Annotated in this window: 14 protein-coding genes; 8 read left to right on the top strand and 6 right to left on the bottom strand. The window is 40.7% G+C overall.

Annotated elements, in window-relative coordinates; all coding sequences use genetic code 11:
• Positions 1–3 precede the first annotated feature (3 nt).
• On the top strand, positions 4–1071 hold the full coding sequence (locus J8Z24_RS19785) for a hemin-degrading factor (RefSeq protein ID WP_176032769.1): 1068 nt from the start codon (positions 4–6) through the stop codon (positions 1069–1071).
• A gap of 106 nt (positions 1072–1177) precedes the next feature.
• Here J8Z24_RS19785 and J8Z24_RS19780 read toward each other — a convergent pair whose 3' ends face one another.
• Positions 1178–1396 (bottom strand): DUF6500 family protein, encoded by a 219-nt coding sequence (locus J8Z24_RS19780; protein WP_128730658.1) that lies wholly within the window; start codon positions 1394–1396, stop codon positions 1178–1180.
• Between the two features lie 330 nt (positions 1397–1726).
• Between J8Z24_RS19780 and J8Z24_RS19775 the strand changes: the two genes are divergently transcribed.
• Together J8Z24_RS19775 and J8Z24_RS19770 are read left to right on the top strand one after the other, a co-directional pair.
• Positions 1727–3835 carry a TonB-dependent siderophore receptor gene (locus J8Z24_RS19775; protein WP_176032770.1) on the top strand — a complete coding sequence of 703 codons (2109 nt, stop codon included), beginning with the start codon at positions 1727–1729 and terminating at the stop codon, positions 3833–3835.
• Between the two features lie 315 nt (positions 3836–4150).
• Entirely contained in the window at positions 4151–5317 is a 1167-nt protein-coding gene (locus tag J8Z24_RS19770; RefSeq protein ID WP_176032771.1) for an acetyltransferase domain-containing protein, read from the top strand.
• Between the two features lie 312 nt (positions 5318–5629).
• On the opposite strand, the gene J8Z24_RS19765 is transcribed toward J8Z24_RS19770, so the two are convergent.
• Together J8Z24_RS19765 and J8Z24_RS19760 are read right to left on the bottom strand one after the other, a co-directional pair.
• Positions 5630–6013: a RidA family protein gene (locus J8Z24_RS19765; RefSeq protein WP_125252655.1), complete on the bottom strand. Its 384-nt coding sequence runs from the start codon at positions 6011–6013 to the stop codon at positions 5630–5632.
• 324 nt (positions 6014–6337) lie between these two features.
• The gene (locus tag J8Z24_RS19760) at positions 6338–6541 is read right to left on the bottom strand and encodes a hypothetical protein (RefSeq protein ID WP_252095703.1); all 204 of its coding nucleotides are present in this window, start codon (positions 6539–6541) and stop codon (positions 6338–6340) included.
• A 188-nt stretch (positions 6542–6729) separates the two neighbouring features.
• Between J8Z24_RS19760 and J8Z24_RS19755 the strand changes: the two genes are divergently transcribed.
• Positions 6730–7494, top strand: coding sequence for a substrate-binding periplasmic protein (locus tag J8Z24_RS19755; protein WP_176032772.1), 765 nt, complete (start codon positions 6730–6732; stop codon positions 7492–7494).
• 369 nt (positions 7495–7863) lie between these two features.
• Positions 7864–8742, top strand: coding sequence for a hypothetical protein (locus tag J8Z24_RS19750; protein WP_176032773.1), 879 nt, complete (start codon positions 7864–7866; stop codon positions 8740–8742).
• Between the two features lie 164 nt (positions 8743–8906).
• Here the strand turns inward: J8Z24_RS19750 and J8Z24_RS19745 are convergent, their stop codons facing one another.
• Positions 8907–9347 (bottom strand): hypothetical protein, encoded by a 441-nt coding sequence (locus J8Z24_RS19745; RefSeq protein WP_252095702.1) that lies wholly within the window; start codon positions 9345–9347, stop codon positions 8907–8909.
• On the bottom strand, positions 9331–9693 hold the full coding sequence (locus J8Z24_RS19740) for a cupin domain-containing protein (protein WP_252095701.1): 363 nt from the start codon (positions 9691–9693) through the stop codon (positions 9331–9333). The genes J8Z24_RS19745 and J8Z24_RS19740 overlap by 17 nt, the downstream gene beginning before the upstream one ends.
• Before the next feature lie 244 nt (positions 9694–9937).
• On the opposite strand from J8Z24_RS19740, the gene J8Z24_RS19735 reads away from it, so the two are divergent.
• The 3 genes from J8Z24_RS19735 (at position 9938) to J8Z24_RS19725 (ending at position 13330) form a co-directional block, all read left to right on the top strand.
• Entirely contained in the window at positions 9938–10126 is a 189-nt protein-coding gene (locus J8Z24_RS19735) for a hypothetical protein (RefSeq protein WP_176032774.1), read from the top strand.
• Between the two features lie 554 nt (positions 10127–10680).
• On the top strand, positions 10681–11346 hold the full coding sequence (locus tag J8Z24_RS19730) for a DUF6058 family natural product biosynthesis protein (protein WP_252095700.1): 666 nt from the start codon (positions 10681–10683) through the stop codon (positions 11344–11346).
• A 226-nt stretch (positions 11347–11572) separates the two neighbouring features.
• Positions 11573–13330: a hypothetical protein gene (locus tag J8Z24_RS19725; protein WP_252095699.1), complete on the top strand. Its 1758-nt coding sequence runs from the start codon at positions 11573–11575 to the stop codon at positions 13328–13330.
• A gap of 38 nt (positions 13331–13368) precedes the next feature.
• Here J8Z24_RS19725 and J8Z24_RS19720 read toward each other — a convergent pair whose 3' ends face one another.
• On the bottom strand, positions 13369–14598 hold the full coding sequence (locus J8Z24_RS19720; RefSeq protein ID WP_252095698.1) for a sensor histidine kinase: 1230 nt from the start codon (positions 14596–14598) through the stop codon (positions 13369–13371).
• Positions 14599–14705 lie beyond the last annotated feature (107 nt).

Here is a 14705-nt window from a genome sequence, read left to right as displayed (position 1 = left end):
ATAATGAACCAACTTATTCAAGACTATAAAACGTTACTTGTGGGTGAGCCAAGGCTTCGACCAGTTGATGCTGCAATGCAATTGGGGGTGAGTGAGGCCGAACTGTTATATGCTCAGCTTGATGAACCGGTAACAGCGTCAATAACGCGCTTAGATGAGGCGCAGTTGCCTGAGATTCTCAAAAGCTTAAAAAAGTTAGGCAAGGTCATGGCATTGACTCGCAATGGCTCGGTAGTCAATGAGATCAAAGGAGTGTATGAAAAGCTATATGTCTCAGAGAATAACGGGAAATTAAGTGGCATTGCTATTAATCCCGGAGGCATTGACTTAAGGCTATTTTTATATCGCTGGCAGAGTGCCTTTTTAGTTGAAACTGAGCGCCACACAAGCTTCCAATTTTTTGATAAACATGGGTGTGCAGTACACAAAGTGTATACGACTGCGGATTCAGATTTTAATGAGCTAGTAAATATAAAAGCACGCTATCAATCGATATCATCGCGCCCATTGACCGTTGTACCTTTTGAGTCAGCAGAGGTTGAATTAACATCACCGAGCACATCGCAGCTAGACAACTTTAGAACGCAATGGGGTGAACTTGAAGATGTACACCACTTTCCAAAATTGCTAGCGTCGCATCAACTTGAGCGCTTACAAGCACTGGAATTGGTAGGCTCGCCGTGGAGTTTTGAGCTTCATAATTTTGCACTTGAAGATATTTTTCAACAGGCAAAAACATTCAAGCAAGAGATCATGGTATTCGTAGGTAATCAAGGTGCGGTGCAGATTTTTTCTGGCAAAGTCGACAACCTCAAACAAGTTGGTTCTTGGTATAATGTGCTTGATCCTGATTTTAACCTACACATAAAAGCTGATGAGCTAACACGTGCATTTGTGGTTAGAAAACCAACGGATAATGGGGACACTGTGGTGACTTCAATAGAGTTTTTCGATGCCAATCGTGAGACGGTATTAACATTGTTTGGTCGCAGAATTGAAGGCAAAAAACAAACCAACGAATGGCAAGCACTGTGTGAAAGGTTGATCCATAAAGGACAAGTCGCTGCATAATACTTGAGCTAGTATGAGGCTAGTGATATTGAAGAGGGCTCTATAAACGAGCCCTTTTACTCAAAGGTAGAAAATGGATGCTGTTGACTTCTAGTGATTCAAGTAATTATTTACCAAGTTCTATCATTTCAATGATTTTGCTGGCTTTTTCGAAATGATTTAGCCGGTGTGTTTTTATCCACCAAGTAGCAGCTTCCATTAACAGCTCTGGATCATCATTTTTATTAGCAAAAAAAGCGTAAAATGAGACACCAACATTCTCACCTTTGTGCTTAATCTTTTTAGTGCAAACCTCTATCACTTTGGTTCTTAAAGAATCACGCATTGGATATATCTGGGGGAGTGTATAATGCCTGCCACCATACACATCACAAATAGCGAATACAAGAGCAGCTTACGTTAGTGTGCTTATAGGTTAATTACTTCAATCTCAAGTTAATTCAGGGAATTAGTATCATAACAGCGACCATCGCACTCAAATGAATGATTAGCGTGCTCCTTAGTTGTTCGAAGAGTGAACTTTAAAGTTCAATCACGTCATAATTTTCGATTAAATGCGCAAAGATAAAGTCAATTTACTTTTCAGTATATAACAACAATGGCTTCTGCTATGTTATATTGTACTGAATTTATCATTCATGAAATCGAGGTCTTTTTGAAAAATAAATTACTACTCTCACTTTTGGTGGCATCTAATGGTGTCATTGCGCAAGATGTTGTTCAATCAAACTCAAGTGAAGACATTGAACACATTGAAGTTAAACGTGTATGGCAACCTTACCGTGGTAATGTGCCTATAGTTCAAACTCCGCAAGCAGTCGATATGATTAGCTCTGACACGCTAGAGAGTGAGAGCATTACCCGTTTTATGGAAGCCCTAGAGCTTTCACCAAGTATAGTTAGACAGAATAACTCAGGTGGTATGTTCGATAGCTTTGCCATTCGTGGTTTCTCTGGAGATGAAAATAACCCATCAGGTTACCTAGTGAATGGCTTTAATTCTCGAGGTTATAACGGTAATAGGAACACCGCTAACATCGAAAGTATCGAAGTGATGAAAGGTCCAGGCTCTGCACTTTATGGACAAGGTGAACCGGGTGGCACTATCAATATCATCACCAAAAAACCGCAATTCGACGAACAAGGTTATATTCAAACAACATTGGGTAATTACAGTAAGAAACAGTTTGAATTTGATTATACCAATGCCTTGAATAAAGAGGCCGCATATCGACTAAATGGTTCATACGAAGACTCAAATACACACCGAGATCATGTTTCAGTCGAAAGCTTACATTTATCGCCATCGGTAGTGTGGAATATTTCTGATAACACCAGCCTGAGCTACGAAATGGAAGTACTCGATCAGAAAAAGCCTTTAGATAGAGGTGTATATATTCTGAATAATAGCTTTGATGGTGTGAAAGCGGATGCTTTTTACGGAGATATTCGTGATGGCGCGCACCAAGTTGAGGCACTAGGTCATCAGTTAGTGTTAACTCATAAGTTAAACGGTGATTGGCATTTACTGACAGGTTTTGCTTACCGAGACTCTTCTTTTAAAGGCCTATCTTCTGATACTGAGTTATCAGCCGGTAGACAACTGGTTTATACCGACGAAAATCTACTGTCGCGCCAACGAAGAGATCGAGATTATCAAGCTCTCGATGTATCAGCCCGCTTTGAATTAAATGGCGAAGTTGAACTTGGCAGCTTAACACATAATATTTTAGTGGGTGTTGATCACTATAATCTTGATATAGATACCGACTACAAAGTATGGCGCACGGCATGGGGCTCGGGTGATACGACTTATACCATTGATCCTCACAATCCAGATTACACTCAAGTTCAACCTGAACCAGTACAAAAAACGCTGACAGAGGAAAATCAAAAAGGCTTAGGCCTTTATGCCCAAAATCTCATTGAACTGACTGAAAAGTCAAAGGTGTTAGTGGGGGTACGCGTTGATAAGTTTGAGCAAAACATTCTTAACTTACGCAGTGATGAAGCTCAAAGCCAAGAGCAAACTGAGTTTACACCACGCTTTGGTCTTATTTATAGTGCGAATGATCAAGTTAATCTGTATACAAGTTATGCCGAAGGCTTTAGACCAAATCCGGGTCTTGATTCAAACCGTAATGCGTTCGAACCAGAAGAAACCAAATCATTCGAAATCGGTGCAAAGTGGCAAAGTATTGCAGGTCGTTTTTCGGGGAGTATTGCACTTTTTGATGCGCAAAAAACCAACATGTTAACCGCTGAGCCAGATACGGGTTTATCGGCAACATTAGGTGAAGTTGAAAGCCAAGGTGTTGATTTTCAACTAACCACTGAGCTGACAGGTGATACAGTGCTTGAATTTGCTTATGCTTACACAGATGCAAAAACAGCAAATGACGTGGTTAATGCCGATTGGGGCGTGCCTATTCCAAAAGGCTCGCGTTTAATTAATATTGCTGATCATATTGGCCATGTTTCACTAAAACATTACACCACACTTTTAGGTAAAGTATCTTACCTTGGTGCAACTGTAAATTATGTGGGTGATCGTTTAGGCGAAACAACAGATGCAAACTTCATTTTGCCATCATACACTCTCGTTAACTTGTCAGCATCGATAGAGATAAGTGACAAGGTAAGCATGAAATTCGATATCAATAATCTGTTTGATAAGGCTTACTTTGAAAATTCTTACCACAAGCTTTGGACTATGCCAGGTTCACCAACAACTTACAGCGCGACGGTGAAGTATCAGTTCTGATCTTAAATATGAGCTAACAGTCTTAGTGTGTTCTAAGTAATTTCACTATTTGAAAAGCAGCAGCTTGAGTAATCGAATTTAACTTGAACTTGGGGTAAGTGTTTGGTTAATAAAAAATACCTAAGTTCAAAAGGTGCAATATCACGCTAGCCAAAAGTTATTTCTTAATACAAGACAAGTTTGTGTGTTAATAGTTAGCCTATTGCAAACAAATTTAACGCAGCTGTTGGGATAACAGCGGCCAGAGAACAAGTTATTAGCCCGAATTCAGGTTATTTAGGCTGTTTTTTCATTTAAAACACGAGAAAAGGTGTAATGAATCATCTTCAAAACAGTAAAACGCGCTTGCCGTCCATTGATATACTCCGTGGCATCGTGATGTTATTTATGCTGGTTGATCATGTGAGAGAACGTTTCTTCTTACATGCTCAAGTGCTTGACCCTATGGACATTCAAACTACGAGTCCAGAACTATATTTTACCCGTTTAAGTGCACATTTTTGTGCGCCAATTTTTGTGTTTTTGACAGGTCTGTCTGCTTGGCTGTATGAAAACCCCGCAAACGGTGCAAAGCGTTCAGCTCAGTCATTCTTGCTAAAGCGAGGCTTATTTTTAATTTTGCTAGAAATGACATTAGTCAATTTCTCTTGGTTTGGCGCTTATCAAACAGTTTACTTGCAAGTTATCTGGGCCATTGGCGTGAGTATGGTGGCTTTAGCCATTGTGGTCGCTTTACCTCGAAGCACCATCGCAATATTGGGTGTAATTATAGTGGCGGGGCATAACTTATTATCGCCCATAGAGTTTGCGCCGCATGAGATTGGTTATTCGCTATGGACGATTTTGCATGACCGAGGATATTTAGTCACAGGCGCTTTAATTAAGGTAAAAGCCTCTTATCCAGTTTTACCTTGGATTGGTGTTATTCTGTGTGGCTATGCGGTGGGACCTTTATTTTCTAGTTCAATAACTTCGCAAAAGCGAAGAACTATGTTGATGCAAAGTGGAGCGCTGCTTTTATTAGGGTTATTGATTTTAAGAGGGTTAAACATTTACGGCGAAACTCTTGAATGGTCTCAACAGGCAACCGCGCTTTTGACTGTGATGGACTTTTTCAACTTCACCAAATATCCACCGTCTCTTGATTTTATTTTATTGACTTTGGGAATTGGCGCATTTGTATTAGCGGCGTTAGAAATAAGCGCATTCAAGCTGTTAGAGCCTGTAAGAATTTTGGGCTCGGCTCCCATGTTTTTCTACATCATGCACTTATACGCATTGCTTGTTTCTAGCATGGTGGCGCAGTGGTTATTTGGCAAAAACATGCATTATGGCATTGATAAAACTGCATATTTCGGCTTTTATCACGTCTGGCAAGTGTGGCTTTTTGCGATGTGCTTAAGTGTACTTTTATACCCTCTATGCAAATGGTTTGCGGAATACAAACGCAAGACATCAGCGCACTGGATTAAATATTTTTAGTGACCCAAGAGAGAATTGATAGAAGGAATAGATAGCAGATACCCACTATAACGAAGGTAGAAATTGCAATGGGTGTCTGCGCTCGTTGCGTTTTCAAGTTGGTTTAAAATTAGTCGTGATGTTTTTATTTTTGGAAAATTCACTTTGCCTTTCCTTGAAAAATAACACAAAAATATCTCGATAATATTTTTGGTAGTTTCGCTAAATGCTAAAATTAATTACAAATTAAGAGGTTGTGGAAATTGCAGACTCTCACCAAAACATAATCTCTCTTGTAATAGATGTCCAAGTTATTTTCTCAAGCAATTATTACTACTCAGATACCACTGCATCAATTTCAGTTTCTACCAGCCACTCAGGATCAATGAAACCTTTAACCTCGACAAACGTACAAGCAGGACGCTGAGTCGAAAATAGCTCTCCATGGGCTTTAGCTGCTTGTTCCCACTCTTTGATATTAGTGAGCATTATCCTAGTGCGAATGACATCTTCAATGCTGCCACCTGCTTCTTCAATCGCTTTGAGCGAAATCTCCAAACAATATTTCGTTTGTTCATACACGTTTCCAATAAATACCGTTTTACCATTGGCTATCGGAGCGGTGCCAGCTACGGCTATGTTTTGACCTATACGACACGCGCGAGAGAACCCAATTGGTTCCTCTAGATGAGAACCAGAACTTACCAGCTTTCGCATATTCTTTCCTTAGCGCTATAACAGTAAATAAGCGGTTAACTCTTGATTACCCACTTATCTACCAATTGAAAAACAAAGCTTCAGCTAAATTTATTTTGTAGTTTTAATAACCTATCAGCGATAAATTATAATATCAATGAATAAGTCGCCAATCCACGGACACACACTCCACGCTCAATATAAGTACAAAGTGCAGTAAGAAAGCTGAAGGGAAGTCACAGGTTCCAAGGTTGCACAGATAGAAGTTGCAGTGGGTGTCTGTGTTAGTATTTATAAATTATCACGACTAGTCAAAATAAACTTATCTTTATGTATTTCATACAATTAACTCCGTAAATGTAAGATAATATCGGCCTCGACCCTGCTTAAAATTGAGCGCCCACCATCAGATTCAAGGTCAATTTCAACCCAACCATCCGACCCCATAAATTCAGCATGAGAGAAACTGAGCACCGCAGTCTCTGGCATAAGACCTTTTAATCTGAATATCCCTATTGGGGTTTGAATTCTAGTGATTGTAAATTCCATCTAGGTTTCTCTGTAGCGATCTTGTAGAAGTAAGATAACAAAGAACTTTGGCAAGCTCTAACAATTAATTTTAGGGCTTATATCATGAAGAACTCACACGCGAAGAAAAGTGCGCTACGTACAGTCAACTCAGTAAATGTATTTTATTAGTCTAAACTATGAGTAAGCAGCTGGTGGCAGGTGTACTTATGAGAATACAACTCATCTACCTTGTTTTTTTATTCACATTAACTTCAATACAAGCACAGCCAAAAATAACTAAGCTGACAGGTGGGCATAATGCGTGGCCACCCTATATCGAAGAAAACGGCAAGGGTCTTATCAATGATATTGTGTCGGCAGCCTTTCGAGCACAAGGAATTGAATTTGAAATAAAAACCGCACCATTTAGTCGTATTATGATGATGGTTGAAAATCGGCAAATAGATTTAGTTGTAGCACTTTGGGAAACTGAAGAAAGACGTAAAAGTATCTTATTTAGCGCGCCTTACTTTTACAATGAAATGGTACTAATCAGTAAAAAGACCAACCCAATCGACTATCAGGGGCTTAAAAGCTTGCGCTATCGAAGTGTAGCGACTGTTCGAGGATACGGTTATCACGCGTTACTCGATGGTATTGATGAATTACGCATCATCGACGTGCTTAATTTACATACCTGCTTGGAGCTGGTGAATAAAGGAAGAGCTGAAGTTGCCATTGCAGATTATCTTGCGTTTGAATATGAACGCTCAAAAAAGCTTGAATACAATCAACTACAAGCATATCACCCTGCGCTTATTCGCTGGCCGCTTCATATTGGCGTGAGCATGTTACATCCCAATGCCGAACAGATCATCAGGCGCTTCAACCTTGGTCTTGCCCAAATCCAAGGAAGTGGCGAATATAATAAGATTTTGTCCACGTACATAGAAGATAATCGATTTAAAGTGGCTTTGAGCACCGTCCCTTAACTTCCTTTATATGGTGTCCACAATAATATATATAAAAATATTGTGTTAGTTTTTACCTTGTTACCATCATAAATACCGGGTTTGAGTTGTCATAGAAAGCGTTTTGAACAGTTAATAATCCAAGTTTTAAAAATAAGACGAATAAAGCGCCTCATATTGTGGTCAAATATCTTTGAATAAGATAAGCTCGCCGCCAGTTATGTGACTGGCTAGAAATAATAGTAAAGTTCAAACAAGGATGTATTTTACCCCGATTGTTCGCACGTTACGCGTCGCTGTTGCTTGTGTTCGTTTACCTTACATCCTGTTTCACCCTTTGCGCCATCAAAGCCAGTTTGTAGTACACACAACCAACAAGGAAACCGCATCATGACTCAACACTATTTTGGCAATTGGTATAATGATTATACCTCAGGGAATCTAACTGTATTGAAAAACGCATTGGAAGCGGGAGATACCAAAACAGTGGTTGCGCTTAGTGAAGAATTATTTGATAGTTATCTTGATGTAACCGCAGCGCTTGAGATAAAAGAAATTGAAAAATATGCTGAAATAATGGGAGATGTGCTCACTGATATCAAGCTTGATGTTTGCATGGGAGAATTGGTGGATCACCATCAGCCAGATTATATTGAAATGGCTTGTCGCAATAGTATTGCGCTTGGAATTGGCTTCCCATTTTATGACTATTACTCAACTGAAATGACCGCAAACCGAATGGAGTTTGATGTTGAGTTTTTCGAAAGTACAGTTGAGCCTGGTTTCAAGCAATTGCATCAAGCTGGGAGAATGTCTATCACTGTATTTTTCAAATTAGTGTGTGATATCGTGGGTTATCTAGATCCCATTCCATATACAGCTGATTATCTGTTCCGTTTACTACAACGTCCTGAGATTGACATTAGTACGTTTTCAGAAGAGGAATTCACCGAGTGCCTCGACGTATGCTTCGGCTTTTATCATCTTAACCCTGAAATTTTCCGCTTGTTTGTTAAGCAAGCCAAGGGTCGTAAGGCGACCGAATCAACCGAGGTATGGCAAGAATCTCGGGAGTATTATTTAATCACCTATCAGTTCACTTCATCTTTCGGTGAACGCTGTGCTTGGTATGAACACGAGGAATCATACATTGCTGCCTTCGCTGAGCTTAAACACAGCGGAATAGTTTCTGATGTAGAGGCAGAGGTTGTCGATTGTCTAAGAGCGGATCGGCTAGATAAGTTAGCAGAAGTGTTTATTAACGCATAAACAAATACTATCAGATAAAACTTATTGGTTTTATTTGGTCAACATGCTGCGAAATTAGAGAGCAGACACCCATCGTAATATAGATACAAATTTGAGAGGGTGTCTGTGTTAATTTGCTTTAACTCTCATTATTGATTTGAATTAACTTTGGGTTGGCTAGCCTTTTATATAATATTTTTATATCGACATACTTGTGTAGCACTAACTTTATAATGTTCGACGATTGAATCGACTGAAACTTCAAATTGTAAAGATATGTCGATATAACAGTTCGGATCTGTTTTACTTGCTATGGTATCTAATGTTACGTAGTTAGAAGTGCCAGTAAGGCTTTTTATCATAGTAGAATTTTTGTCTTCTTTTGGTGTGTTAGAAGATAACCAATCTTTAAAATCATTATAATTATTGGATTTTTGACGTTGTCCTTCGATTTTAGCGTTCCACTCATCTACTACTTGTTTGCTAATTTTACTATCTACTTTTTGTTGTTCAGAGCACCCTAGCAGGTTAACCAATACCAAAAGGATAAATAAAAGCGAGTCACGCCGTATAGTGATATAACGCCCGTTAGAGCGATAGGTTAGCAGTTTAAATCCAAACATCATTTTCAGCAGTTAGCTCGCCAACTCTTTCACCTGTGTTGATAACACCCCTTGGCTCAACGAGTAACACCTTACATTCCGCTCTAGCGGATGGCTTGTGTTCAACACCTTTGGGGACAACAAACATTTCGCCCTCTGCAAGCGCAATTTCACTATCTCGAAACTCGATTACCATTTCACCCTCAATCACTAGAAAAACCTCATCAGTGTCATCATGCTTGTGCCAAGTAAAATCATCTTTAAATTTGGCTAATTTAAATTGATAGTCGTTCATTTCAGCAATAACTTTGGGAGTCCAGAATTCGCTGAACATTGAAAATTTTTCTTTTAAATTGATTTTTTCTTTCAAGTGAAAACCTCTCTAGATTGAACTAACTAATACTTTTCTCAATGACGGTAAAATAGCTGGGCAAATCAGCGTGGCTTTTGCTTAACGATGTACCCATTACACCTAAAGCTGGTTATATAAGCAATTATATTTTTATACATATGTTGGGTGTACTGTATTTTCCTGAGTTGGTGAATGACCATTTTAAGGGGGAAAAATTACAGTCTACCCACTACAGCATAGATGCAAATCGTGGTGGGTGTCTGTGCTAAGCTCCCCAACACAGATGCTAAGCTCCCCAACACAGACACCCACCATAAAAATTAATGAGCTATGCCAGTTAAAAACACTGAATCAAACAGAACGTGAAGCACAGATTTTTGTCGTTAACTTGTTAGACAGTGTGAGTGTTCAGTTTGCCCCACACGAGCAGATGGCTCAAGACGTCGATTAGTTGATGAAATAAGGGCTAATTATGGGTTGGCGGCTGGGTATATGTCACTCAGCGCCTGGCCGAGATGAAATGACAAAATGACTCCAGCCTGATAATTCCCTGACAATTGTTCATTACACTGGTAGGGATTAAGGTGTTATTTTACTTTTTTCTATCATTGCACTGCTTTCATTGATGGCTTACCAATACCCCAAGGTGTGATAACACGCAGCGTATTAAAGTTATCGCTTTGTCAGATTAATACTGGCTCAGGATCGAAAGTGACTTATTAATCGTAACTATCGAGGGTTTACTATGCATTATTCTTTAGGTTTTATCCTACGTATATTGGCAGGGGGGGCGGTTCAACCAACTCATATTCCCGTTTGAGAGCAAAACGGATGACCCTAATCAACATGTACCGAACGTAACCACGTTGAGAGACTTTGAAGCGGTGAGTTTGCAATGGATGGGGCACAGTGAAACGCTGAATGTATATATGTTATCTAACAAAGAAAACAGTCTGTTTAATTTTCTATTTAAGTCGTGGACTTTGATATAAAGGAGTAAGAACAGTGGTGCTTTACCAATATCTCAATACAACATTCTATACTATGCAAGAGCTACTGGATGTGGCCAATATTTCCGAACAAGAGCTGAAAGCGCTTCAGGATAGTCAATTAATGCCTCGGGCTTCCTATACGCTCAACGTGAATTTAGGGTGTGATTCCTTCTTTGGTCAATTTAAAGAAAACCATATACTGACTTTTTACGCAAAGGGTTATGCATCTTGGCTGAACGTTATTTTGGAAGAGCAGGATCAAACCAAGATTTATGCTTTATTCTCGGCACGTTACCGAAAAACGCTTACGCGACTTGGTCGCCTTGGATATGTCTCCAGTCATCCTAAATTAACGACCTCTCTGTCGAAGCATATTGCGGATGAATGGCAGCACTTTTTGGATGGCACCTATGGCTTGTGTACTCAAACTGGCTTGCCAGAGGACATTGCTGCCAAGGAATTTGCCATCATAAAAATTAATGAGCTATGCCAGTTAAAAACACTAAACCAAGCAGAGCGTGAAACACTGATTTTTGCCGTTAACTTGTTAGACAGTGTGAGTGCTCAGTTTGCCCCACACGAGCGAGCGAATAGCTCAAGACGTCGATTAGTTGATGAAGTACGGGCTAAGTATAGGCTGGCTGCTGAGTCTATTTCGCTCAGCGCCTTGCTGATATGAAATCACAAAACAACTTCCCCCTGATAATTCCCTAACAATTGGTCATTAAACTGGGGACTGATCAAGGCATTATTTGCTTTTTCTGTAACTACAAGTGCTTTCAGTGATGACTTACGAATACCCTCGGGTGTGATAACACGCAGCGTATTTAAGTTATCGTTTTGTCAGACTAATACTGACTCAGGATCGAAGGTGACTTATTAACCATAACTATCGAGGATTTACTATGCATTATTCCTTAGGTTTAAGCCTATTTAGCCTGTGTATATTGACAGGCTGTGGCGGTTCAAAAAACTCAACACTCCCGCTTGAACGTGAAACGGATGACCACAATCAATATGTACTGAACGTAACTACGTCGGGAGACTTTGAAACGGTGAGTTTGCAATGGATGGGACACAATGAAACGTTGAGTGCTGAACAAGACTATCAGTTTACGCAGGCAGGAAAACAGTTTAAAGCGCCAGACATCAAGGTATCGTCTATTGCGACACAGTGTGATTCCGAAATAAAGGAAAGTGAAAAGCATACTTATGAGTTAACGGTAAACTGTGTTACCAGCCAGGTGAAGGTACACGCCGACATTGGCCCTGCATACGGGCTGGATATTCGCTATGGTGACACGGTACACCCGTTCAATTCAGAAACGATTGTGTTTGATTATCAGCCAGGTATAGTGCCAAAAGTTGCAGATTTACAGGGACCACAGACGTGTACACTGGCCGAGAAACTGTCGGGATTAGAGTATCAGCTGGCGTGTGAGAGTTTTACTGTTAGTTTGTTGGGCAGAAAACTGGCGATATCAAGAGATAATCAAGCGCCGAAAATTGTCTGGGAGAATGCCAATAAGCGCCTGATAAGACAGGGTTATGAATGGTTTGATGAGGGAGTGTGGTTTAGCTCCTGGGACGAGAATGTGCACATGGTTCACAAACTTGAGTTTGAAAATGGCCAGCCCATGGGGGTTGTTAATTTCAGTTTTGATGCATACACGGTAAAAGCGAACAAAGGCAAACTCTATGCGCTATCCTCTCCTGTCGGTAGTGACGCTAATCAGATAGCGCAGTTCGTTGATGGGCAGTGGGAAACGGTTGCCATATATGATGATATGAAGATCTCAGGTGGTTTTTCACAGAATAATGAAGACCTGTATTTTAACCTGAATAAGGACGCAGGGGGTCATGCATTGGGTCAAATTAAAGACAGTGGGTACATTTACCCTAAAGTAATTTCTGAGCAGATAGACGTACCCAGTTTACTGCCTGCGTTTAATTACGATGGGCGCAACTATTTTGCAGGTTATACCCAGCAGGGTAACTTGTTGGTGAATTATCTGGACACTGTGCTGCCTTATCGGCATGAGGCGGTATTTGAGTACGAAAATGTCGGCGATGTCACACTTTGGGAAGATAGCCAACAAAATCAGTACTTGTTTTATTTGCAGAACAATCAGGCAAAGCAGTTCAATGTCAAAATCAACGGCGTTGAGGGAACTGTGGCTCTTGATTTAGACGAGCTAAACAGTGAACCTGTTAACTGGCTGGGAGGCGACCTGACCACGTTATTGGCCGGCACGGCAAATGAGGGGGATGAATTTGGTCGCTTAAGTTATATCAAAAGTGGTGACGTGGCAATCAACCTCGCAGGGTTAAAAGCTAGGCTGGTAACCGATAAGGATATTTATGTGGTGCTACCAAACTGGCGAAATCAGGATCTCTACTTCCCGCAAAATCACAGTAAGGTCTCAACCCAAGTTGTGGCCCAAGGAGGCTATTTGTTGGGTTATGTTGGTGACACCAGCAGCACGAATGCAACAGGAGAGCTATGGCTTTTGTCGGCTCATGATGCATACAAAGTGTTTTCAGGTGTGTTGTGGCACAACTATCTTGACAATCAATACTATATCGATGCAGTGTCGGAACATCATGTTGTCGTGCAAGGAACCGGGAGTGAGATGATGGCAATATCAATCGACACCCAGTAAGCGTTATGTCTGGTGAGGCTGTTTAACAGACAGTCTAACTAGGGTCCTTCCAAAGCAGTAAATGTTAGCGTAAAGCAGGCTCCCTCGTTGGACTTACTGTTTACGCCTATATTACCATCCATTTGACGGGTGAGGCGGGCACAAATATCCAGTCCAAGACCTTGGCCTTTTGTGTCTTGCTGCCCAGGTTCACGATAATAACGATTAAAAATATCTTCTATTCTATTGGGATCAACCCCTGGCCCTTTGTCGATAACATGGATGCAAAGCTGGGTCCCTTGAGGTTCGACAATAAGCCGGATTTCACCGCCCTGAGCAGCGTATTTAATCGCATTTTCAATCAAGTTTAGCAGCACCTGATTTAAGCGCTGGGCATCTAGCATTACCTTTCTGTTGTCGGTGCAATTGCAAAACAGCGTCATTCCTTTTTGCTCAACCAATGGCCGATAAATCTCACATAAGTCTCTGATAAGGTTTGCTGGCTGTAAGAGTTGTATATCTAAAGCTGTGAGAGAGACCTTACCACTGCTAAGCGCATGTAAGTCCTCAATCAGCTTATCTAATGAAACGGTCTGACCTATCAGAGTGTTAAATTGATCGGATTCGGCAGGTAATATACCGTCTTGGATCGCTTCTATTCTTGCTCTTAAACTGGTCAGGGGAGCCCTGAGTTCGTGGGCCAGATCGGCCGTAAGCTGATCGCGCTGTGCAGTGGTTTTTGCCAGCTCAGCCGCCATTTGATTAAAGCGCGTGATCAGTACAGCAAATTCGTCATTACTTATATGCTCAACCTGGGTACGGTAATTGCCTGACTCAATACGTCTAAAGGCACGGCTCAAAGACTTTATGGGTTTCAGGAAGTACCATGCGCTAAGCCATGACACGAGCACCGCCAACACACAGAGTATTGCGAGCCAAAAGGCAAAGTCTCTGTGCAGTAAAGCGCGCATATCGATATCCTGACTATGCTGTTTTAGAATGTCTTTTGAAAACCATAGTACTTCAGTATGCTGCTGACTGATTTGTACCACGACAGGTTCCATAAACGCCTGCATAACGATCGTCTTGTTTTCATCTGTGACAGTAAATTGATGACTAGGAGATGAAATAAGTACCTCTAATTTAAAGTCATGTTGATGAAATGTATGCTGTGCGACTTTATCATTGACTAGCACGATAAAATAATGATTTGGATACGTTTTTTCTAACAATGCAATCAACTCAGCTTGGGAGTCAAGGGGAGAGAGGGCATGTATAAATTGAAACATCTCAAGCTCCTGGGTGAATGCGCGTGAGAGCGTGATGAGTGCACTGCTATCAAACTTAATGATCGCCTTGTTAGCACTGAAACTGGAAAGTAGATAATAGCTGCCAA

It is taken from the genome of Pseudoalteromonas sp. SCSIO 43201 (assembly GCF_023716725.1).
GTDB lineage: Bacteria > Pseudomonadota > Gammaproteobacteria > Enterobacterales > Alteromonadaceae > Pseudoalteromonas > Pseudoalteromonas peptidolytica.
Note: the sequence above shows the minus strand (reverse complement) of the source record. Positions and strands in the feature narration are given on the sequence as shown.